This is a genomic window from Paenibacillus sp. BAC0078 (assembly GCF_054483875.1).
Map to the genome: position 1 here is coordinate 156,327 of NZ_JBTLRW010000002.1, position 20,857 is coordinate 177,183.

The window sequence follows — 20,857 nt, forward strand, 5'->3', positions numbered from 1 at the left end:
GCTTTTCCGTCGGCGCCGCCGAGGGCGGTAAGGACGGCAATGATGGTGAGGATTCGGGAACCAAATCTCCCAGCTGTTCCTTGTTGCCGGATGGGGATTCGAAGCAGCCGGCAAGACTGAGACAAATGAACATCAAAAAAAATACGGATACCCCTTTTTTCATGTGTAGAAAAGAAAGAGGGAGAAGTGAGATTCGCCCTCTTTCATCCTCCTATTCCATTTGCTCGCTGGCACCGCCGAAGCCGGATTTTGGCATTTTGGTTGCTTTGGCTTTAATGCTCTTAGCTTTCATGCTTTTTGCCTTGAGTGATTTGGCATGCGTGTGCATTTTCTTAGCATGCTCTTTGTGCACTTTTGCTTTGTGGACGCTTTCGGCATGTAATTTCTTCTCATGCTTTTGCTCATGTTTTGTTTCAACAGGAGCAGCTTGTACCACAGAAGCGGCGCTCATCATCAAACATACCGACAAGATCGCTACAGACAACTTTTTCATTAAATAAATTCCTCCTCGAAGAGTTTTTCCCCGAAATTAATATTGCCTAAAATCCGATTTTTAGTTAGTCAAATAATGCCACCAGTCAAAATCCCCGGCATTCCTGGATGTCATTCCGGGCGCCCGGTCAAGATTTGTTTTCTTGCATAGCTTAATGTATCCCTGAATCCGCAGGATAAAAACGAAGAGCTGAAGGGAGCCCGGTTGTAATGGAAAAGTCCGTTAAGCTTCCGAAAAATAAAAAATTAACAATTATACAAGTAATTTCAAATTATCCACAAGCCCAGCCCCTACCTTCCGTTAAGGGAGGAACTGAGAAAATTGTTTATGAGCTGACGGAGGAACTGGTCAGACGGGGACATGAGGTCTATCTATTTGCAGCTTCGGGTAGCCGGAGCAAAGCAAAGCTTATTACTTATCCTAAGGGGCTTAGGCACGGAGGCCTCGCAAGATTTGTGCTGAGTAAAATCCCTGAGCGGACGGATATTATCCATGACCATTCGTTCCGTTCCGCGCTTGGCACAGTTTATCCCAGGATTCCTACGGTGTGCACAGTCCACATCCCGGTCAAGCGGCGTGTTAAGTATCCAGTATACGTAAGTAAGCGTGCCCGCCGGATATTGGGGAACAACAAAGGCTTATATGTTTATAATGGGATAAATCCGGGTGAATATGAATTTAGTACAGATAAACATAAATACATGTTGTTTTTAGGCAGGATTATTCGCAACAAGGGGGTTCTGCAGGCCATACAAGTTGCAGAAAAGACGGGGAAGAAGCTGATTATCGCCGGCCCTGTGAAAAACTCCAGGTTTTTTCGCACTGAAGTTATGCCCCGCATCCGGAAAAATCCGAATATCCATTATGCTGGAGCTGTTGGCGGAAAAGTAAAGCAACAGTTAATCAAACATGCGGAATGTGTGCTGTTCACGTCATTATGGGAAGAACCCTTCGGTCTTGTAATGGTTGAAAGCATGGCTTGCGGCACTCCGGTGCTGGCATTCAGAAAAGGTGCAGTACCGGAGGTATTATCCGGATTCCCTTATCTGATCTGCAATTCTGTGAGTGAGATGGCGATTAAGGCAAGGCAGAAGAAATATCCAGCCCCGCACCTCTTAAGAGCGTATGTTCATACACGGTTCACCAATAAGAAGATGACAGACAGTTATTTAAGGATATATCACGAAATTCTTAAGAGGGAATCCGGTAATAAAAATATCCATCCAGTATACGATTAACAAACGGCATGCTCCGATTCAGGGGCCATGCCGTTTGTTTTTTTGCTGTTTATTTATGGGATAATTTAGGCAGCGTGGATATGACTTTGTTGTAGATTCCGATTAACAGGGTTACAACGGGATTCAAGCGGGAGCGCATTGTATAAACCAAAAAGCTGATTAGAGCGGCGAGTACGGCTGATCCTGCAATATCTCCGGGGTAATGTACTCCGACATACACACGGGCAAATCCGGTTATGCATGCCATTGCCAAGGCTAGTAGTCCCCATTTCCGGTCTGCAAACAAGAGGCTGAACGCAAGGGAAAAGGCGAGCGTGGAATGATCGCTTGGAAAAGAAGCATCTGCACTGTGTGGAATCAGCTGGTGCACAACATGGAGTACAAATGGACGAGGCTGATTGACTTCAGGAGATATCCATAAAGCTGCTATTGCCAGAGCGACCGCTGCGGACAGAAGAGCATAGAATGCGTACTGCTGATATTTCTCCTTATGGGTGAACCATAAAATGGCGATCATAGCAATCATCACCCATACAATATCCTGTGCACAAAACTCCATTAAATCATCAATGAAATCCCATTTACCGGCAAAATTATTGACAATTTGAAATAACTGATAGTTCATTAAGGTTCTCATCCTTACTGTTTTTATTTTGAATTATAATCTGCAATTATTAATGATCTCTTAAATTAATCTTAAGAATGAATATGGAAACAGCTGATGAATAAGAAATTACACTGGACAGGATACTACTCCCAAGCGGGTGGTTCCTGTCCATTTTTCAGGTTAAACAAAGGAGGTAGTGAATGTGGAGCAGTCCATCCTGGTTATAGACGATGAAGCAAAAATCTCCCGGCTTCTGGAACTGGAGCTGACCCATGAGGGGTATCATGTGGAAATTGCCGAAACCGGCAAGGAGGGATTAGAGAAAGCACTCAGTCAAGAATGGGAGCTCATTATTCTTGATATCATGCTTCCTGAACTTAACGGAGTGGAAGTCTTAAGAAGATTAAGGAAAGTGGATGCTTTTACTCCTGTGATTTTGGTAACTGCCCGCAATACCACTTCTGAAAAAGTAGCCGGGTTAGATCAGGGGGCTAATGATTACATTACGAAGCCATTTGAAATTGAGGAGCTGCTGGCCAGAATCAGAGCCAATATCAGACTTCGCGGGAGCCTCCCTTCTCCAGTGAAGCCCCCATCCCTTATTCAAATTGAAAATTTAATCATTGACAAAAACACGAGAGATGTGATCCGTGAAGGGCAGAAGATTGAGCTTACCCTCAAGGAGTTCGATCTATTGGTTTATTTGACAGAGAACAAAAACCATGTACTGAGCCGTGAGCAGATTATTAATCATGTTTGGGGTTTTGATTTTGTCGGAGATACCAATGTAGTCGATGTCTATATCCTTTATGTTAGAAAAAAGATTGATTCCGGGTTCAAAAACAAGCTGATCAAAACCATCCGCGGGGTCGGTTATTGCATCAAGGAGGGGGAGGAGTGAAGCTTGGAACCAAAATCACTTTACTGACAACTCTTTTGCTTATTGGCATTTTATTGTGTGTAGATGTCGCAGTGTATTCATTATTTATTAATAATGCCGCCCAAAATGCGGGTGAAATGCTGCTGGGCAAATGGGAGCCTATTGTGGAACAAGCGATATTCTTGAATGAGAAAGCTCAGAATTCATTGCTTAACGATTCATTAACAGAAGATACCGTGATTCGGATAACTGTAGCCGGTTCAACTGCCATACGCAATATCTCGAATGGTGCTGATTATAATCTGGATGGGGTGCCGCTTAACTATAGCTCTACTAAAGGCATCAAGCTTCTACAGAAAGAGGGCAAACGGATACTTGTGGTCTGTATTCCTGTGGTCACCCCTGATGGTAGCTTGACCAGGTTTGAAATCGCAGAGAAACTGGAGGATTTGGAGACTAATATTCGTATTCTGGTTACAACACTGACATTCACCACCTTCGGAGCAGTGCTTCTGGGTATGCTGGGTGGAAGCTTGCTTTCCCGCACGGTCGTGAAGCCCATTTCAAGCAGCATACGGACGATGAAAGAGATCGAACGCAGTCTGACCTTTAAGAAGATTCCCATTAAAGGGCAAAGTGCTGATGAACTTTTTGAAATGACAGAAACGTTTAACCGGATGATGGACAGGCTGGAGGAGAGCTTCTGGAGCCAGCAGCAGTTTGTGTCCGATGCCTCCCATGAGCTCAATACAACACTAATGATCATAGAAGGGTACTCGAATATGCTTAGACGCTGGGGTACTCATGATGAAAAGGTGCAGGAGGAAGCGGTAAGCTCCATTTATGAGGAAACTAAACGCATGAGAGTGATGACACAACAGTTGCTCAATCTGGCTTCCTCCCAGCAAGGCGGACAATTAACGCTCGAAGCTGTGGAGCTAATACAAACCTGTAAGCAAGTGATTGCCCACTTCAGGCAGTTAAGCACGAGGAAAATCATCCTGCATGTAAAGGAAAAGGAGATTGTTATCCAAGCGGATCACAGTAAAATAAAGCAGCTATTGATAATTTTGCTGGACAACGCCTTGAAATACAGCACAGCCCCGGTAGAAATATATATATCTAAACAAGCTGAGTACGTTCAATTCATCGTTAAGGATTATGGAATTGGAATCCCCTTGGGAGAGGTAAAGCATGTATTTGAACGGTTTTACCGTACCGACAGCTCGCGTCACAGAAAAACAGGAGGAACAGGCCTGGGCTTGCCCATTGCCAAGTCGATTGTGGAGGAGCATCACGGATGGATTCAAATTGAGAGCAATGAGGGTACTGGAACCGAGGTTATTGTGAAGCTTCCGGCAGTTCGTCCATCCAGAATGCTTGAACCTTAGGTATAGCTCCAGATAGACAAACAAGCCGTCTCTGTATGTAAACAGAGACGGCTTGTCCTCCCTTAAGGCAAGACTCTGCGCGCTGTTGCGTAGTGGGAGTTCCACCAGCCGGTATTCAGAGAAGTGACCGTGACACCACCTTTTCCGAATGTGTGCAGCAATTTTCCATCGCCCATATAAATGGCGACATGATGAATAGGGGAATAGAAGAATACAAGGTCTCCCGGCTGAAGCTGATCCCTCGGTACGAATGTGCCGACAGTGGACTGCTGTCTGGAAGAGCGCGGAAGAGATATTCCACTCTGTTTAAATACAAACTGTGTAAAAGAGGAGCAGTCGAAAACATCAGTTCTTCCGGACTTAGCTCCGAATTGATAAGGAACCCCTTGATATTTCAGGCCTGTCGAGATGATTTGATCCGCAATAGATGTAGATGTAGCTGTAGCTGCATAAGCCATATTTGTGTTATCCAAAAAACCTGTCCCGGCTGAAAGCAAGGCTATCCCTAAGCTGACTCCAATACCAAACTTGCGGAAACGTCTTTTTTTGTAAGCTGTATTCATATGTTGCCTCCCAGTGTTTTGTTAGGGTGATCACCTGAATAAACTCTATCACACATAAATTCAACAACATTTACCAAGTGCTGATGGATAGCTGAATACGTCTGCTTTTTTTGCCTTTTATTAGAGTACGATGAGAATTTTCTCATCTGCTTCTTATTGACAGGGAATAAGGATCAGGATGAATAAATTAAGAAACGCTTAAGAAACGCTTCACGACCAGTTTATACTTGAGGATTACATTTAACAGACGGACCGAGTTGATTACAGGAGGTTTAACGACGTTGCCTAATATCTACAATTTCCCCCTTGTATCCGCCCTGATCTCAATGATCTTAGCCCAGGGGATCAAGGTGCCCCTGAATTTTTTTCACACCGGAAGCTGGAACCCGTCACTGGCTTTCAGTACGGGAGGAATGCCAAGCTCCCATTCGGCGGCGGCAGCTTCGCTTGCTGCGTCTGTAGGAATTTTAAATGGTTTTGATTCTTCTTTGTTTGCCATTGCTGCGGTTGTATGCACAATTACAATGTACGATGCCGCCGGGATTCGCCGTCATGCAGGGATGCATGCTGCTCTATTAAATCGTATAACCTCTAATTTTTCGCAGATTACGAATGGTGAGAAACCGGCGGCGCCACTTAAGGAGCTTCTTGGACATCGGCCTCTTGAAGTGTTGGCCGGAATGGTACTAGGTATCGCAATCAGCTTTATATTGAATAATATCGTCTAAATGAAACGGAGTGAAAGCTAATGCATCAATTGTTGGCCTGGATATCAGAGACCGCTCTGAGTCTGGTAAATACATTAGGGATCTGGGGAATTTGGATCGGAATGATTCTGGAGAGCGCCTGCATCCCTATTCCCAGCGAGGTAATTATGCTCAGCGGAGGTTTTCTGGTTGCCCAGGGATCACTTTCATTTGTGGAGGTTGTTGTTGCCGGGGTTGTCGGGAACCTCATCGGTTCAATGATTGCCTATTATGTTGGCAGAGCAGGCGGCAGGCGGCTTCTGGATAAATACGGAAAATACATCCTGCTGAATGCGCATCATATGGAGCAGGCGGAGCGCTGGTTTGCGCGTTTTGGAGAAGGGACCGTATTCTTCACACGGATGCTGCCTTTTATACGGACGTTTATCTCCTTACCGGCAGGGATTGCCGGGATGAAGGGCTGGAAGTTTATAGTGTTCACCTCGCTTGGCTGTATCCCCTGGAACATGGCTCTTGTCTATCTGGGATACCGGCTGGGAGGAAACTGGAGTATTGTGGAGCAGTATCTGCGCCCAATCAGCTATGCGGTTTGCGGAGTGGTGGTGCTACTGCTCGGCTGGTGGCTATTGCGCAGAAAAAAAGAACGGGCCGCTTAGATCGCCCTAACTACTCCGGCATGACTTTCGGATGCCGGGTGAAATGTCGTATGATAGGAACTAAAAAGGCAGGGTGATTACCGGATATGTCCATTCGCTTGAAATTTCTCCTGTCCTACGCGGCAATGCTGGTGGTACCGCTGTTTTTGCTTTTTCTGACAGCCATGCTGCTGACCATTGTCTATCACGGGGATGTGCAAACCCTGAAAAGCACGTATGAGAATAGATTTGAAGGCATGGAAGAGAGCGATACCCGCAATCTCATCAAGCATACCTTCATGCAAAATTCAAATTTGCTGACAGATACCTCTTTTCTGGATGAATTATCGGCAGATATGCTCAAGAAGAATACTTCTATATTTATCCGCTCCGGGAGCAAGACGCTGTACGCTTCAGCGGATCTCCTGCAGAAACAAGGGTTAACCGGGGAATTGCCGGACTTTAAGGAAGCCGGATCTTATAACGAACCTTTTCGGCTGAAATATAACAATGACTGGTATCAAATCGCCCAATTTGATTTGTTATCCAAGCAGGCCGAGCCGGTCAGCATTTTTCTGGTGAGCACCATTGATCCTTTGGTTCACTTTGTGAGAACTTTTTTCCCGATTCTGTTTCTGAGCACCGTAGTCGTCCTCCTGCTGACCCATACGCTGCTGACGACCTATATGTCAAGAAAGATTATCCGTCCCTTGCTGGAGCTGCGCAGAGCGGCCCGGCGGGTGAGCGAAGGGGACCTCGATTTCAAGGTAGAGATTGGCGGCAAGGATGAGCTGGGGCAGCTAGGGATGGCTTTTGAGGAGATGAGGTCCAGACTTCAGCAGTCGCTTGTTGTGCAGCAGCAATATGAAACGAACCGCAAAGAGCTGATTACGAATATTTCCCATGATCTAAAGACACCGATTACGGCCATTAAAGGTTATGTTGATGGGATACTCGAAGGCGTGGCGGATTCACCGGAAAAAAATGAAAAATACATGCGTACGATTGCCGCCAAGGCTGGTGAAATGGACCATTTGATTGATGAGCTGTTCCTGTACTCGAAGCTGGACATGCAGAAGCTGCCCTTTTCCTTTGAGTCTGTATTTATCCTGCCTTACCTGAACGACTGGGCTGAGGAGCTGAAGGTGGAGCTGGAAAAACGCGAGGTGGAGCTGCACATTGCCATGAATGGCGGGGAAGCAGCAAGGGTGTCGGTAGACCGCGATTCGTTCAAACGTGTGCTTGGCAACATCATTCAGAACAGTCTGAAGTATATGGATAAGCCCGAGAAAAGAATCACGGTTCAGACCTGGGTAGAGGGAAATCGCTTTACTCTGGCTATTGGTGATAATGGACCGGGGATTCCGCCGGAAGCGGCCGGGCATATCTTTGAACGCTTTTACCGGGCCGAGCAGTCCAGAAATACCAATACCGGCGGCAGCGGCCTGGGCCTTGCCATCGCCAAGCAGATCCTTACGGAGCATGGGGGAGCGATTTATGCGGACAGCCGGGAAGGCGAGGGCACGGTGATCCGCATTGTTTTACCGATTGAAGAAGGAGGCGCAGGACAGTGAAGCGAACGATACTGATAGTAGAAGATGAGCCTTCGATTGCCGAGCTCCAGCGTGATTATCTGGAGATGAACGGATATGAGACTGAAATCGCCGTAAATGGAGAGCAAGGCCTGGAACTGGGTCTGAGCGGAAAATACGAATTAATTGTACTGGATGTCATGCTGCCCAAGCTGAACGGCTTCGAGGTGTGCAAAAAAATCCGCGATGAGCTGGATATTCCCATTCTTATGGTCACCGCCAGACGGGAGGATATTGATGTTGTGCGCGGTCTTGGCCTTGGCGCAGATGATTATATAACCAAGCCCTTCAAGCCTGCGGAGCTGGTGGCCAGAGTCAAAGCCCATTTATCCCGTTATGACCGCCTGAAAGGCCGCGGATCATCCACGAGTGAACTGGAAATCAGGGAGCTCAGGCTGAATCCGGACTCCCGCCGCGCTTTTGTCAGGGATGAGGAGGTTTCGCTGACCACCAAGGAGTTTGACCTGCTCTATTTTCTGGCTCAACATCCCAATCATGTCTTCAGCAAGGATCAGCTCTTTGAGCGGTTATGGGGCGTTGACTCCTTGGGGGATACCCAGACGGTTACCGTGCATATCCGCAAGCTCCGCGAGAAGATTGAAGAGGATTCTGCAAGTCCGCTATACATTGAGACGCTTTGGGGCGCCGGCTACCGGTTCCGCTCCTAATACTGTAACCAGTCAAGCCAGAGCTTACCTTCGGGATGATGCTTTGGCTTTTTTCGTGTGTGCTGGAGTTAAGAATTATTTAAGGGTCTGTTCACAGGCACTTTAGATTTATCCTTTACGCTGATTGTGCGGGAATATTTACGGAATAGGGCTTAAGTTGCGCCAAGGGGGATAAGTTATGGAAAGTATAGCCAAGCTAACAGGGGTAAGCAAAGAGTTCCGGAACGGCAGGGGGATCAGCGGTGTGGATCTGGAGCTGCACAAGGGAGATATTTACGGATTGCTTGGACCGAACGGTGCCGGTAAAACCACGCTTCTCAAAATGCTGACCGGTCTGATCTCTCCGGGCTTTGGGAGCATTTCGTTGTTCGGACAAGATTTGGAGCAATCCTTCTCAGCGAATATGCGGAAGGTAGGCTGCATGATCGAATCGGCTGATTTCTACGATTATGTCACAGCGGGACAATATTTGAAGCTGAATGCGAGCTTTTTTCCAGAGCTTTCACCGCAGCGTATTGATGAAGTGCTTGAGGCCGTGGGGCTTGCCGCTTTTGCCAAGGACAAAATCAGGCACTTCTCCACCGGAATGAAGCAAAAGCTGGCAATGGCCTCGTCTATCCTGCACCACCCGGAATTCGTGATCTGGGATGAGCCGACGAACGGGCTGGATATCGAAGGTGTGGTTCATTTCCGGGCCCTGGTTAAGCAATTATCCGCTGAGCAAGGGATCACCTTCCTGATTTCCAGCCACATGATTCATGAACTGGAGCAGCTCTGCAACAGGGTGGGAATTCTGCATCAAGGCGTGCTGGTTCGTGAAGGCGATGTGCATGAACTGCTTACGGACAATACTTCTCTTGAGCAGTACTACATTTCCGTGCTGGAAAAGAGAAAGGAGCTGATAGATAATGGACGGCCTGACAGCAGGACTTAGAAACGAATTGCAGCTCATGATCTACCGCAAAAAAACGATTTTCTTTCTTCTGGTATCCGTCATTATTCCAATACTGCTGATTGGGCTGTTCCATTCTCTGCAGCCGGTTCTGGGGCTTGTGGCAGTCAGTCCTTCCTATCCCGCTCAAATGCTGGAGATCTATACCCTGTTCGTGATTCCTCTGTTCATGATCGTGGAGATTGCCGATTTGTTTCCGCAGGAAATATCATCACGCACATTGAAGCTGGCGCTGCTGCGGCCAATCACAAGGCTCGGGGCATACACCGCCAAATTTCTTGCCCTCGGCATCGCCATCGGCGCCCTGCTGCTGCTCCTAGGAACGGTAAGCACTCTGTGCAACCTGCTGTTCGGGACTCCCGGTACGGGTGGCCTTAATCTCTTCAGTATGCTGAAAGCCTACGCAGCAGCGTTTCTGTCCATGTGCTCTCTCGCAGCATTGTTTGTGTTTACAGCTCAATTTTTTCGCAGCGCCGGCGGATTTCTGGTCTTTTCCATTCTGTTATACACCGGAGGCAAAACCGTTCCTTACTTCTTAAACGGCTTCTCCTATTTTTCGATCACCTCGTATACAGACTGGTATTCATTATGGTTAAGCCATACCGTTTCCACAGGCAGACTCGCCAACACTTCATTATTTCTGCTGGCCGGGCTGCTGATGTTTGTAACGCTGGGTTATATTCTATTCGAACGCAAGGAGGTATAGCTATGAACGAACGCCAACTATGGAACAAGGTACCGCAGGTTACGATTTTTTTCTGGATCATTAAAATTATGGCTACTACGGTGGGGGAAACAGCAGCAGATTTTCTGAATTTCAATCTCAATTGGGGCTTGACCCTCACAACTCTGGTGATGACCGGTCTGCTGCTAATCTCTCTGTTCTTTCAGATGTCCGCCACGAAATACGTGCCCTCAATATATTGGCTGGCCGTCGTGCTGATCAGTGTGGTAGGAACACTTATTACTGACAACCTTGTGGACAATCTCGGAGTTCCGCTGGAAACGACAACAATATTCTTTTCATTGGCGCTGGCGGTGACTTTTGTGGCTTGGTTTGCCAGCGAGAAGACGCTCTCGATTCACTCCATTACCACCAAAAAGCGGGAGGCCTTTTACTGGCTGGCCATTCTCTTTACTTTTGCGCTGGGGACCGCAGCCGGAGACCTTGTCGCTGAAAGTCTGAACCTCGGTTACTGGGTCTCGGCACTTATTTTTGCCGCACTCATTGGCGTTGTAACGCTGGCGCACTTCCGCTTCAAGCTGAATGCTGTCATAGCTTTCTGGATAGCTTATATATTGACCCGTCCAATGGGGGCATCGCTGGGTGATTATCTGTCGCAGCCCCGCAGCGAAGGCGGACTTGAGCTGGGTACGACCGGAACCAGCATTATCTTTGTCGTAATCATTGTGGGTCTGGTTCTATACTTGACGAAAACAAGGAAAGACCAGCTTTCACTGTAAAAATTTGTTCCCAGAGTTAATACTCCATTAAGAATCCCTTCACTATCCTTTTACGATTAAGGGTTAGAGTTAAAGAAGGCCAAGAGAAAAAAGGAGCTTTCTATGAACTGGAATCCTGTAGTGCTTATTGTGACCTCCAAATTTGGAGATGGTCATGTCAAAGTGGCGGAAGCTATCGAACATTCTTTTAAAGTTAGAGGAATGGACCGGGTGTATACCGTAGACCTGTTCGCTGAAGTTAATCCCCGGCTCAATGAGCTTTCGCGGAGATTCTATTTGAACAGCACCTTTCCTGCTCAAGAGCTCTATGGGCTGCTATATGAAATAACGAGCAGCATGAAGCCGGGACGCGCGATGGGCAAGCTGCTCCACTCCCTGGGGAAACGGAAGGTGCGGCAATTGCTTGAAGGACTACGTCCGGATGTCATTATCCACACCTTTCCGTATCTAGCCGCTGCCCAGCTTGCGGAAGAAACGGACAGCCAGGTTCCGGTATTTACCGTCATGACGGATTACGTCCTGCATGGGAGATGGATGCATCCGCATACCACGAAGTATTTTGTTGCATCCGAGCGGCTGAAGACGGCCTTGCTTGCAGCGGGAGCCGCAGAGGATACGCTCGTTGTCAGCGGTATTCCGGTGCGCCATCCGTTTGAACAAGTTCAGGACCGTGAAGAGCTTCTCGCGAAGCATGGGCTGGATGGCACCCGGCGGTATCTTCTGCTGGCGGCAGGCGCATATGGCGTGCTGTCGAATATCAGCGGTCTGATCCACAGCGTGCTGGCTCAATCCGGCTTCGATGTCATTGTCGTATGCGGGAATAACCATAAGCTCAGAGCAGCTACTGAGAGCATATTCAAGGCTAACGACCGGGTCCATGTTCTGGGCTACACCGACAGGATGCATGAGCTGATGCATATCTCCTCATGCCTGCTGACCAAGGCCGGCGGCATCACGCTGACGGAGGCGCTTTCCCAGCTCCTTCCGGTCATCGTCTATCGTCCGCTCCCCGGTCAGGAGGCAGGCAATGCAGCGGCGCTGGCAAGTGAGCAGATTATTGATGTGGCACTCGATGAAGAACAATTAATCTCACAGCTTCATCAACTTGAAGATCCGGAGTATAGAGAACAAAGAAAACAATTTATGAGAGAATTTGCACGTAAAGCTTCTGCGGAGCGGATTGTCACCGAAGCTTTGGAGGTTATCGAGCAGCGGCAGCCGTTCGCTGAGCAGGCGGCGCAGCAACTCCTTGAAGGGCAGGTGCAGACCATTCATGGGTATCTCTAAAGCAAGGGCAGGACAGATGACGTCTTTTACCTTGCTGGCTGTCATTCTTTTTTTCATAGAGTGGGTTAGAGGGGCTGTTCTGGTCGCTTATTTGCCGGCTTACTCGCTAATGGGCTGGGGACTATCCGCATCCGTTGTCGGAATCGCGATATCCGTTCATTACTTGACCGACAGCCTCATTAAAGGGCTGGTTGGTTATCTGCTGGACAGATTTCCGGGAAGGCTAGTGCTGCATGGCGGATTTCTGCTGGGCTTCATCGGTCTCCTGCTTATGGTAACAACTCACAGCGCGTGGATTCTTATTGGCGCCTCCGCTTGTCTCGGGGCAGGGCTGTCTCCGATCTGGATTATTTGCATGAGCCAGGTCAAGGAAGATAACCGGGCGCAGCGGATGGGAACCCTGTATGTCTATTGGATGGCGGGTCTCGGCCTCGGTCCGGTAACGATGAATCTAATCATCGGCCGGAGCCTGCCGCTGGCGCTTTGGATGATTGTCTTATTCCTTACCGCAGGCTGGGTCATTGCCGCTTTTGTACATCTGGAAAAGACAACTGTAACGCGGATACACGCCTCCTTGGGAGAGCAGTTCGGCGCATTGTGGGCTAAAGTGAAAAAGGGCGGCTTTCTGCTCCCCGGCATGCTGCTGCAGACCACTGCAGGCGGGATGCTTGTGCCCTTCTTAACCAGCTACGCTGTGAAATATTTGGGCCTTTCTCATTCCCAATTGTCCATTGTGCTGTTAACGGGCGGGGCAGGCGTTGTTCTGCTGCTGGTTCCTATGGGCAAATGGTTCGATCATGCAGGCGGAAGATGGTTTTTGGTATTAGGCTTCGGTATTTTTTCAGTAGCCTTGTTCGGCTTGACCGGAGTCAGCTCCTTCGGCGGAGCTATAGGGCTATCGCTGCTGCTTGGATGCGCCTATGCGGCTCTGCTGCCTTCCTGGAATGCTCTAATGGCCCGCTATATCCCTGAAGATGCGGCGGGGATAAGCTGGGGGCTGCTGTTCTCCATAGAAGGGTTAGGCGTGGTTGTGGGTCCATTAATCGGCAGTTGGCTGGCAAGCGTCGGGAATGAATTGCTGCCTTTTCGGGTCAGCGCCATTCTGTTCGGGGTCATCAGTGTCGTCTATCTGCTGTCGCCCGCACGTTTATTTGCCCGTAGGGAGAAGCTGGCTGAAATTAATCCGTAATCCGCTATAATTTAAGATTTATTTAATAGTCTCTTCACTGCGAATTTAGGATTATCGCTTAGGCTTTACTTGCAAGATAAATTCAGCAGTGGAAGGAAGGTTAAGGAATGAAGAAAAAGTGGCTGTTGACCGGAAGCGCGGTTGGGATTAGCGGTGCTATTATGTTAGCCACCGGACTTACGGCATTTGCAGGAACCTCGGGCTATGAGGATTACAAGGCTGCGCTTAAGAATACCGCACAGAATCTCACAAGTGTTACGGTTCAGGCGGATGCTGATCTTAAGGATAATGGTTCTCTGCTTAGCGAGGCCCAGAGCAGCTTGAAGGTAAGCCGGCACAATGAAGCCGTGAGCGGAACCGTCAAGCTCAGCGGGAAAGCAGGCGCACAGACCATCAGCCTTTACAGTCAGCCTAACCGGCAAGTCTGGAAGAGCGATGCTTCGGATGTTTATTATGTGAAGCAGGACAAGGCAGAGAAGGATGACCGGGAGGCCGGGAAGGAGATCAAGGACGAGAAGTGGTTCAGCTCTCAGGAAGAGACGGTCATTGATGCATTGATCGGAAATTTGAAGAATGAGATCACCTCCACTACGGGCAGCAATGGTTCCAAGGATATTTCGCTTCAGCTGGACAGCGCACAAATCCCGGCTGTGGTGCAGGCCCTCGCACCGGTTGCTTTCAAGCATCTGGCGGATCATTCCAAGTGGGAGCATTCCACAGTGAACGGCAATGCAGCGAACCAAGGTGATCCTGAGGAGCTGTTCCGGCAAAATCTGCTTAGCGCCAAGGATATTGCTCTGACTGATGGCGTGCAGATTCAAAACATCAGCTTGCATGCGGTGGTTAGTCCAGCCAATGAAATTCAGCGCCAGCAATTTGCCATCACATTTACCGGACAGGATGCCAAGGGAGCTTCCCATACATTAACTGCAAGCCTGGATGTCCAGTTGTCTGCTATTAACGGTACAACTCCTGATTCCATTGACTTAAGCGGCAAACATGTGCAGCAGGTAAAGGACGATCATGAGGGCAGACACCACGAATAAGCCCGGTTAAGCAGGCTAAACAAAACGCGGATAAGAGCAGTATGTTCTTATCCGCGCTTCTATGGATAGCCCCATCAATAATTACAGCAGAGAGGAGCCAGCTATACATGCATGATTACATCATTGCTATCATTCAAGGCATTGTCGAGGGAATCACAGAATTCCTGCCGGTATCCTCCACAGGCCATCTCATATTAAGTGGAGAGCTCCTTGGATTCACAGGAGAAAAAGCGGATACCTTCGAAATCATCATTCAGCTTGGAGCCATTCTTGCCGTGGCGGTCATTTACTGGCGGCGGATTCTTGGCTTGCTGGGTGTAGTAAAAGTGGATTCCGAGAACGGAAATACGAAGCAGAAATTGAACCTGATCCATGTCATCCTGGCCTGCTTGCCTGCTATGGTGCTGGGACTCGTCCTGCATTCCTTCATCAAAACGTATTTGTTCTCTCCCTATACAGTTCTCGCAGGACTTGTACTGGGAGGCTTGTTCATGCTGCTTGGTCAATACAAACGCACTGCAATACAGGCAGAGAATATTGATCAGCTATCCTACAAGCAAGCGATAACCATCGGTTTGTTCCAGTGCTTGTCCTTGTGGCCGGGCTTCTCCCGTTCGGGAGCGACGATTGCCGGGGGCCTGCTGGCAGGTGCGGGCTACAAAGCGGCAACCAATTTCTCCTTCCTCATTGCCATTCCGATGATGGTTGCCGCAAGCGGTTATGAGCTGCTAAAAAGCTACCATACCTTAACGGCAGCCGATGCCGGATTTTTTATCACCGGATTTGTTGTCGCCTTTGTCGTTGCCCTGCTCGCCGTGATTACCTTCCTGAAGCTGCTTGAACGGCTGAAGCTTGCACCATTTGCTTACTACCGGTTTGTGCTTGCTGCGGTATTCCTGATCTATCTGATCAGCAAATAATTCGAGGCTTGTTCTGCATTCTTACCTTATTTTGATGGGCTGGGCAGCTTTGCTTTTTCCAAGGGTGTTCAGTCCATACATATCTTCAAGGGTGCGGAGCAATGAGTAATGATTTGTTTTTACAGTATAAAAGCCTTTCTTGACGTCAGCGCCAACTATAAAGGTTGGTATTTTGTTGTGCTCGCTCATATCGTCTTCATCCCAGGTAACAATAAGAAGGCTATTGTGGTTAGCGGCCCAGGCGGCATAGGCAGACAGATGACTCTTGAGCCACTGATCCGCTGTCTTAATGCTGCCGTCATGCATATCATTATTTAGATTCGGTATGACAAAAGAAACGGTCGGAAGCTGATTGAAATCCTTGGGGAAGCTGGTTAACGGCATGTTGATGCTGGACGGCAGATTGGAGAAATTAACCCAGGGGTTATGTTTTTTTGCATATTTTGTTCTCAGGTCATAAGGACCGGTATATCCCACCATGGGCAGACCCTCAGAATAGCCGCCAAAGGTATACCCGTGACCAATAAGCTCAGAAGCCAAATTTGCGTGGTTCGTCCGGGGATGGGACAAGTCGTCTGTTACGCCCTGATTGGAGCCGGAGAACAGCTCAATATAATTTGGCTGGCTTGGATGTGTGATGGCATAGTGATTGGTGAGGCTCAATCCTTGTTTGGCTAAGCTGTTCATATATGGAGCTGAGGGGTTGTTCAGAATTTTGTGTGAGGAATGATTTTCTTCGACGACAATGACAATATGATCATACGCGGATTTTGAAGCCGGAGCAGGCTGAGCAGCAGTTGCTGAGCCGGGATGAACGAGGGAACTCGCTCCCAAAGTGCATAAAGCTATTGAAGCCATGATCAATTTCGATTTAAACATATTTCCTCCTCTTTTCTGGGCAGCTTGCTGGAATACTCTTCATATTAAACCGAACATATTAAAATTTTCTTAACTAGCCGAATGCATATGCTGGCCTGAATGCTTATAATATAGAGTGCTGATTATAGAGAGATTTTATGAGAGGGGAGAGGCACAGTGAGTGCTGTATTTGAAATACATAATCTGGCCAAATTTCATTGGGAGGCTGGGGCGCAGGGGAGGGACAGGTATTTGTTCTCGCATATCGCTGCTGAGATCACCAAGCCGGAACGGGTTGCGCTTATCGGCGCTTCAGGACAGGGCAAAAGCACGCTGCTGCGGATATTGGCCTTGCTGGATATACCGGACGAAGGGGATTTGCTGCTGAACGGCACCTCCTATAAAAACTCGAATTCGCGTGAATGGAGAATGGCTGTTGCCTATGTAGCCCAACAAGCGGTAATGCTGCCCGGCAGCATCGAGGATAATTTGCGTACGGTCAGCAGGCTGCATGGACAGCCCTATGATGCTGCACTTGGTGCGCAGCTTATGGAACAGCTCGGACTTGAGCACCTGGACCTTGCCAAAAAAGCGGAGGATTGCTCCGGCGGAGAGAAACAGCGCATCTCATTGATCCGCACGCTGCTGCTTCGGCCTAGCATTCTTTTGCTGGATGAGGCCACAGCCTCACTGGATGTTGACAGCACAAGGAAGGTCGAAGCACTGTTGCTGAACCGGCATAAGGAAGAAGGGACAACCCTGATTTGGGTTACCCATGATCTGGAGCAGGCCCATAGAATCAGCAATCGGACATGGGTTATGGACAAAGGCGGATTGCAGGAATACAGCAGCGCTGCTTTCTTTGATCAGCCCGTAGAAGGAGCCGTGTATCCATGACATTAACCGCATTAAGCTTTACGCTTCTGTTTGTTATGGGAACCATGCTGGTCTCCATCTGGCAAAAGCTCGGCCTGGAAAAAGACATTGCTGTTGGAACCATCCGGTCAGCAGTTCAGCTCCTGGCGGTTGGTTATGTGCTGCAGTTTATTTTCCAGGCGGAGCATATTATTTTTGTCATCTTGATTATAGTCTTTATGATCGGTGTCGCCTCATGGAATGCAGCCAAGCGGGGAAAAGGATTGCCCGGACTGGTCTGGAGAATTGCCGTGGCGATCTCAGCGATGGAGCTTCTGATGATGGGGATATTGCTCGGGCTGCATATTATCAAAGCCACCCCGCAGTATATCATTCCAATCAGCGGAATGACCATCGGCAGCGCAATGGTTGTCTCCGGGCTGTTCATCAACCATCTCAAGCATGAAATGCAGCAGAACAAGGGAGAAATCGAAACCCTGCTGTCGCTTGGAGCCACGGCTCAGCAGGCCATGCAGAAGGTCAGGGCAAGAGCTGTGAAATTCAGTATGATCCCTACGATTGACGGCATGAAAACTGTAGGGCTTGTGCAGCTCCCCGGTATGATGACCGGGATGATTATTGCCGGAGCCGATCCGGTAATAGCCGTTCGTTACCAGATTCTAATTGTATTCTCCTTCACCGCCTCCGCCGCAGTTACGAGTATGCTGCTGAGCGTGCTCATTTACCGGCTGTTCTTCACCGCCGATCTGCGGCTTAAGCTGCCGGGAGCTGTGGATTAAGCACTATGCAAATGGGAACCATAGGTGGAGAAAGCGAGGCGCGCCTATGAAAAGGTTCCGGGAAATTCTTCGACGATTGCAAATTGTACAGCTTTTCTCCGCTCTTTACCGCTATAAGCTGGTTCAGATCATTATTCCTGCAGCGGTGATTCTGTTCATTTACTGGGAAGGGCAGAAGGAATTTCGAAGAATTGACTGGGCTGGCACTCTTCACATTCTTCACCATATGAAGCCGGCGACTGTGCTTCTGCTGTTTGGATTTGCGCTGATCGCAGTTGCGGCGGTTGGTCTATACGATTTTGTTCTCCGGCGTCATTTCCAAATTCCGCTCAGTCCCTGGGAGACCTTCCGCTATGCATGGATCGCTAATACCTCCAATAGTGTCATCGGCTTCTCCGGGATTGCCGGGGCCGCTTTGCGGACATTCCTATACCGGAAGCGGAAAATTCCTGCGCAGACCATTACTGCATCCATTGCTTTCCTCTCCACAATTACAATAACCGGCCTTTCTGTACTCTCATGGGCCGGTATTTTCGGCATACTGCCTATGCAGCCTGTCCTTAAGTCCCATCCCTGGACGATCTATGCGGTATGGGCAGCCGCCTTGTATTTGCCTGGATATTTGATATTGCAGCGTACGTCGTTTTACGCAAAGTGGCTGAACCGGAATCTGCCACGGATGGATGCAGCTACCATCGCAGCCTCTGTCGGCGCTTCCCTTTTGGAGTGGGCCTTTGCGGGAATCTCCTTCTGGCTCATCGGCTCCTGCTTTCTTCCCGCACTTTCTCTTGCACAGGCACTTGGCATCTATACACTCTCAGCGATTACCGGCCTGCTCAGTATGGCTCCTGGCGGTATTGGCGGCTTCGATTTAACCGCTCTGCTGGGCCTCCAACAATTGGGTTACCCATCCGACAAGACGGCAGCCGTCCTTGTTCTATTCCGGTTGCTGTACTACCTTTTCCCCTGGGGGATCGGTCTTGTTCTAGCTGCATTTGATTTTGCCAGGGGGCGTGAAGATGAGGACGGGCGGGACAATGCGGGCTACGAGAGCGTGTTGAACAACTGGCAAAAGATATGGCAATTCCCAACCCGGCTCGGAGTTGTCGGGGAGATCGGGGCCTGGTCGCTGGGCAAGCTTGTATTTGCAAGCGGCATCGTGCTTTTACTCTCTGCAGCTACACCCGGCCTGCTCAATCGGCTGCAATTTGCCGAGGAGCTGCTGTCGGCTCCACTGATGAGGTTGTCCCATCAATTAAGCGTAATCATTGGCCTATTGCTGCTCGTACTTTCCTGGGGAATTTCGCATCGGGTAAAGCGGGCGTACCGGCTGACTCTTTTCTTTCTCTGTGCCGGTGCTCTGTTCACATTTACCAAGGCGTTTGATTTTGAGGAAGCGATCTTCCTGCTCATCGTGGCATTGCTGCTGTGGATATCACGAAACCGATTTTTCAGAGTCGCTACACCCGTTGACCCGGGAAAAGCGGCCCTTTGGGGGCTTGTAACACTTCTGGCTGCCTATGTCTACGATTTGATTGCTACAGGAATTCCTCCTGCGATCCTAAAGCATTGGCCTTCGAATGCGAAGCTAATGTGGCTTATTAATCCGCAACAGCATGCTGCGGCTGCAATTGCAGGTCTGGTATTGGCCTGGCTGCTGATCACACTTTTTTTTATTCTCAGGCCAAACCGGTTAGCCAATAAAGGGGCTTCTGCTGCAGAACTAGCCAGATTGCACAGATTCCTTGAGCACGAACAAGGCAACCTGCTGACCCACGTACTATTTTCCGGCGATAAAAGCTTTTTTTGGGCATGCAACGATCAGGTGTTGATCCCCTATGCTATTGTCCGCAGGGAATTCGTCGTTCTTGGTGATCCCATTGGCAAAGAGAATTTGGTCAGCGAAGCCATTCAGGAAAGTCAGCGCTTTGCAGACCTTTATGATTTGACGGTTGTGTTCTATCAGGTTTCTCCGCAGTACCTTCCAATTTATCATGAGAATGGCTACCGTTTCTTTAAGTTGGGCGAAGAGGCTTTGGTTTCTTTGGAGCACTTTACCCTTAGCGGCAAACCAAACGCAAATCTGCGCAGTGTTACTAACCGGTTCGAACGTGAAGGCTTCCGCTTTGAGGTGGTGCAGCCTCCCCATCCAGATGATTTAATGAAACAGCTGTATGAAATTTCGCAAAAGTGGCTGGATGGGAAAAAGGAAAAGGGATTCTCGCTCGGCTGGTTCGATGAGGACTACCTGCAGCAATCCACGCTCAGTTTATTGTCTAGTCCGGGTGGTGAGATCATTGCGTTTGCCTCTTTGGCACCCGGCTATGATAATGGCAATACACTGTCAGTGGATCTCATGCGCCATCTTCCGGTTACGCCTAATGGAACAATGGATCATTTATTCGTCAGCCTACTAAAATGGGCAAAGGAGCAGGGGTATGCATACTTTAATTTAGGCATGGCCCCGCTATCAAGCGTAGGGCAGACTCAGTCTGCCATCCGGGAAGAGAAGCTTGCCCATTTAGTTTTTAAGCATGGGGGCCATTGGTATGGATTCCTGGGCCTTAGAAAATACAAAGAAAAGTTCTCACCGGTCTGGGAGCCCCGCTATCTCGCGTACCCCTCTTCGGTTTCGCTGCCGGTCCTTCTGCTGGAGCTGGTAAGGCTTATTTCCCGCCGGCCGAGAAAAGAATGATTGGACTGGAAAATGAA

The 20,857-nt window shown here is 48.8% G+C and carries 21 protein-coding genes; 17 read left to right on the plus strand and 4 right to left on the minus strand.

The window, feature by feature from the left end; all coding sequences use genetic code 11:
* Positions 1-211: 211 nt before the first annotated feature.
* Complete coding sequence (locus tag ACX1DY_RS04135) at positions 212-493, minus strand: hypothetical protein (protein ID WP_458962938.1); 282 nt, start codon at positions 491-493, stop codon at positions 212-214.
* A gap of 209 nt (positions 494-702) precedes the next feature.
* On the opposite strand from ACX1DY_RS04135, the gene ACX1DY_RS04140 reads away from it, so the two are divergent.
* On the plus strand, positions 703-1,731 hold the full coding sequence (locus ACX1DY_RS04140; RefSeq protein WP_458962939.1) for a glycosyltransferase: 1,029 nt from the start codon (positions 703-705) through the stop codon (positions 1,729-1,731).
* Positions 1,732-1,780: 49 nt separating this feature from the next.
* On the opposite strand, the gene ACX1DY_RS04145 is transcribed toward ACX1DY_RS04140, so the two are convergent.
* Positions 1,781-2,356 (minus strand): undecaprenyl-diphosphatase, encoded by a 576-nt coding sequence (locus ACX1DY_RS04145; RefSeq protein ID WP_458962940.1) that lies wholly within the window; start codon positions 2,354-2,356, stop codon positions 1,781-1,783.
* 184 nt (positions 2,357-2,540) lie between these two features.
* Here ACX1DY_RS04145 and ACX1DY_RS04150 point away from each other — a divergent pair, with 184 nt between their 5' ends.
* Entirely contained in the window at positions 2,541-3,239 is a 699-nt protein-coding gene (locus ACX1DY_RS04150) for a response regulator transcription factor (RefSeq protein WP_458962941.1), read from the plus strand.
* Positions 3,236-4,609, plus strand: a complete 1,374-nt coding sequence (locus ACX1DY_RS04155; protein ID WP_458962942.1) for a sensor histidine kinase — start codon at positions 3,236-3,238, stop codon at positions 4,607-4,609. The genes ACX1DY_RS04150 and ACX1DY_RS04155 overlap by 4 nt, the downstream gene beginning before the upstream one ends.
* Positions 4,610-4,671: 62 nt before the next feature.
* Here the strand turns inward: ACX1DY_RS04155 and ACX1DY_RS04160 are convergent, their stop codons facing one another.
* A complete protein-coding gene (locus tag ACX1DY_RS04160; protein WP_458962943.1) occupies positions 4,672-5,172 on the minus strand; it encodes a C40 family peptidase in 501 nt (166 codons plus the stop codon).
* A gap of 281 nt (positions 5,173-5,453) precedes the next feature.
* Here ACX1DY_RS04160 and ACX1DY_RS04165 point away from each other — a divergent pair, with 281 nt between their 5' ends.
* The 11 genes from ACX1DY_RS04165 (at position 5,454) to bacA (ending at position 15,632) form a co-directional block, all read left to right on the plus strand.
* Positions 5,454-5,900, plus strand: coding sequence for a divergent PAP2 family protein (locus ACX1DY_RS04165; protein ID WP_458962944.1), 447 nt, complete (start codon positions 5,454-5,456; stop codon positions 5,898-5,900).
* Positions 5,901-5,920: 20 nt separating this feature from the next.
* Positions 5,921-6,535: a DedA family protein gene (locus ACX1DY_RS04170; RefSeq protein ID WP_458962945.1), complete on the plus strand. Its 615-nt coding sequence runs from the start codon at positions 5,921-5,923 to the stop codon at positions 6,533-6,535.
* Between the two features lie 86 nt (positions 6,536-6,621).
* The gene (locus tag ACX1DY_RS04175; RefSeq protein WP_458962946.1) at positions 6,622-8,088 is read left to right on the plus strand and encodes a sensor histidine kinase; all 1,467 of its coding nucleotides are present in this window, start codon (positions 6,622-6,624) and stop codon (positions 8,086-8,088) included.
* Positions 8,085-8,774, plus strand: a complete 690-nt coding sequence (locus ACX1DY_RS04180; RefSeq protein WP_458962947.1) for a response regulator transcription factor — start codon at positions 8,085-8,087, stop codon at positions 8,772-8,774. The genes ACX1DY_RS04175 and ACX1DY_RS04180 overlap by 4 nt, the downstream gene beginning before the upstream one ends.
* Positions 8,775-8,952: 178 nt before the next feature.
* On the plus strand, positions 8,953-9,708 hold the full coding sequence (locus ACX1DY_RS04185) for an ABC transporter ATP-binding protein (protein ID WP_458962948.1): 756 nt from the start codon (positions 8,953-8,955) through the stop codon (positions 9,706-9,708).
* On the plus strand, positions 9,683-10,432 hold the full coding sequence (locus tag ACX1DY_RS04190; RefSeq protein WP_458962949.1) for an ABC transporter permease subunit: 750 nt from the start codon (positions 9,683-9,685) through the stop codon (positions 10,430-10,432). Before ACX1DY_RS04185 ends, ACX1DY_RS04190 begins: the two co-directional genes overlap by 26 nt.
* Positions 10,433-10,434: 2 nt before the next feature.
* The gene (locus ACX1DY_RS04195; protein ID WP_458962950.1) at positions 10,435-11,190 is read left to right on the plus strand and encodes a COG4705 family protein; all 756 of its coding nucleotides are present in this window, start codon (positions 10,435-10,437) and stop codon (positions 11,188-11,190) included.
* A 102-nt stretch (positions 11,191-11,292) separates the two neighbouring features.
* Entirely contained in the window at positions 11,293-12,477 is a 1,185-nt protein-coding gene (locus tag ACX1DY_RS04200) for an MGDG synthase family glycosyltransferase (RefSeq protein ID WP_458962951.1), read from the plus strand.
* A complete protein-coding gene (locus ACX1DY_RS04205) occupies positions 12,464-13,666 on the plus strand; it encodes an MFS transporter (RefSeq protein WP_458962952.1) in 1,203 nt (400 codons plus the stop codon). Before ACX1DY_RS04200 ends, ACX1DY_RS04205 begins: the two co-directional genes overlap by 14 nt.
* Before the next feature lie 107 nt (positions 13,667-13,773).
* A complete protein-coding gene (locus tag ACX1DY_RS04210) occupies positions 13,774-14,712 on the plus strand; it encodes a hypothetical protein (RefSeq protein WP_458962953.1) in 939 nt (312 codons plus the stop codon).
* 107 nt (positions 14,713-14,819) lie between these two features.
* On the plus strand, positions 14,820-15,632 hold the full coding sequence (gene bacA, locus ACX1DY_RS04215; protein WP_458962954.1) for an undecaprenyl-diphosphate phosphatase: 813 nt from the start codon (positions 14,820-14,822) through the stop codon (positions 15,630-15,632).
* Positions 15,633-15,653: 21 nt separating this feature from the next.
* Here the strand turns inward: bacA and ACX1DY_RS04220 are convergent, their stop codons facing one another.
* Positions 15,654-16,511, minus strand: a complete 858-nt coding sequence (locus ACX1DY_RS04220) for an alkaline phosphatase family protein (protein ID WP_458962955.1) — start codon at positions 16,509-16,511, stop codon at positions 15,654-15,656.
* A 156-nt stretch (positions 16,512-16,667) separates the two neighbouring features.
* Here ACX1DY_RS04220 and ACX1DY_RS04225 point away from each other — a divergent pair, with 156 nt between their 5' ends.
* Genes ACX1DY_RS04225 through mprF form a run of 3 tightly spaced genes read left to right on the plus strand, consistent with a single transcriptional unit; the run spans position 16,668 to position 20,840 of the window.
* The gene (locus ACX1DY_RS04225) at positions 16,668-17,387 is read left to right on the plus strand and encodes an ABC transporter ATP-binding protein (protein WP_458962956.1); all 720 of its coding nucleotides are present in this window, start codon (positions 16,668-16,670) and stop codon (positions 17,385-17,387) included.
* Positions 17,384-18,145: an ABC transporter permease gene (locus ACX1DY_RS04230; RefSeq protein WP_458962957.1), complete on the plus strand. Its 762-nt coding sequence runs from the start codon at positions 17,384-17,386 to the stop codon at positions 18,143-18,145. The genes ACX1DY_RS04225 and ACX1DY_RS04230 overlap by 4 nt, the downstream gene beginning before the upstream one ends.
* A gap of 46 nt (positions 18,146-18,191) precedes the next feature.
* Positions 18,192-20,840, plus strand: coding sequence for a bifunctional lysylphosphatidylglycerol flippase/synthetase MprF (gene mprF, locus ACX1DY_RS04235; protein WP_458962958.1), 2,649 nt, complete (start codon positions 18,192-18,194; stop codon positions 20,838-20,840).
* The last annotated feature ends 17 nt before the right edge of the window (positions 20,841-20,857 follow it).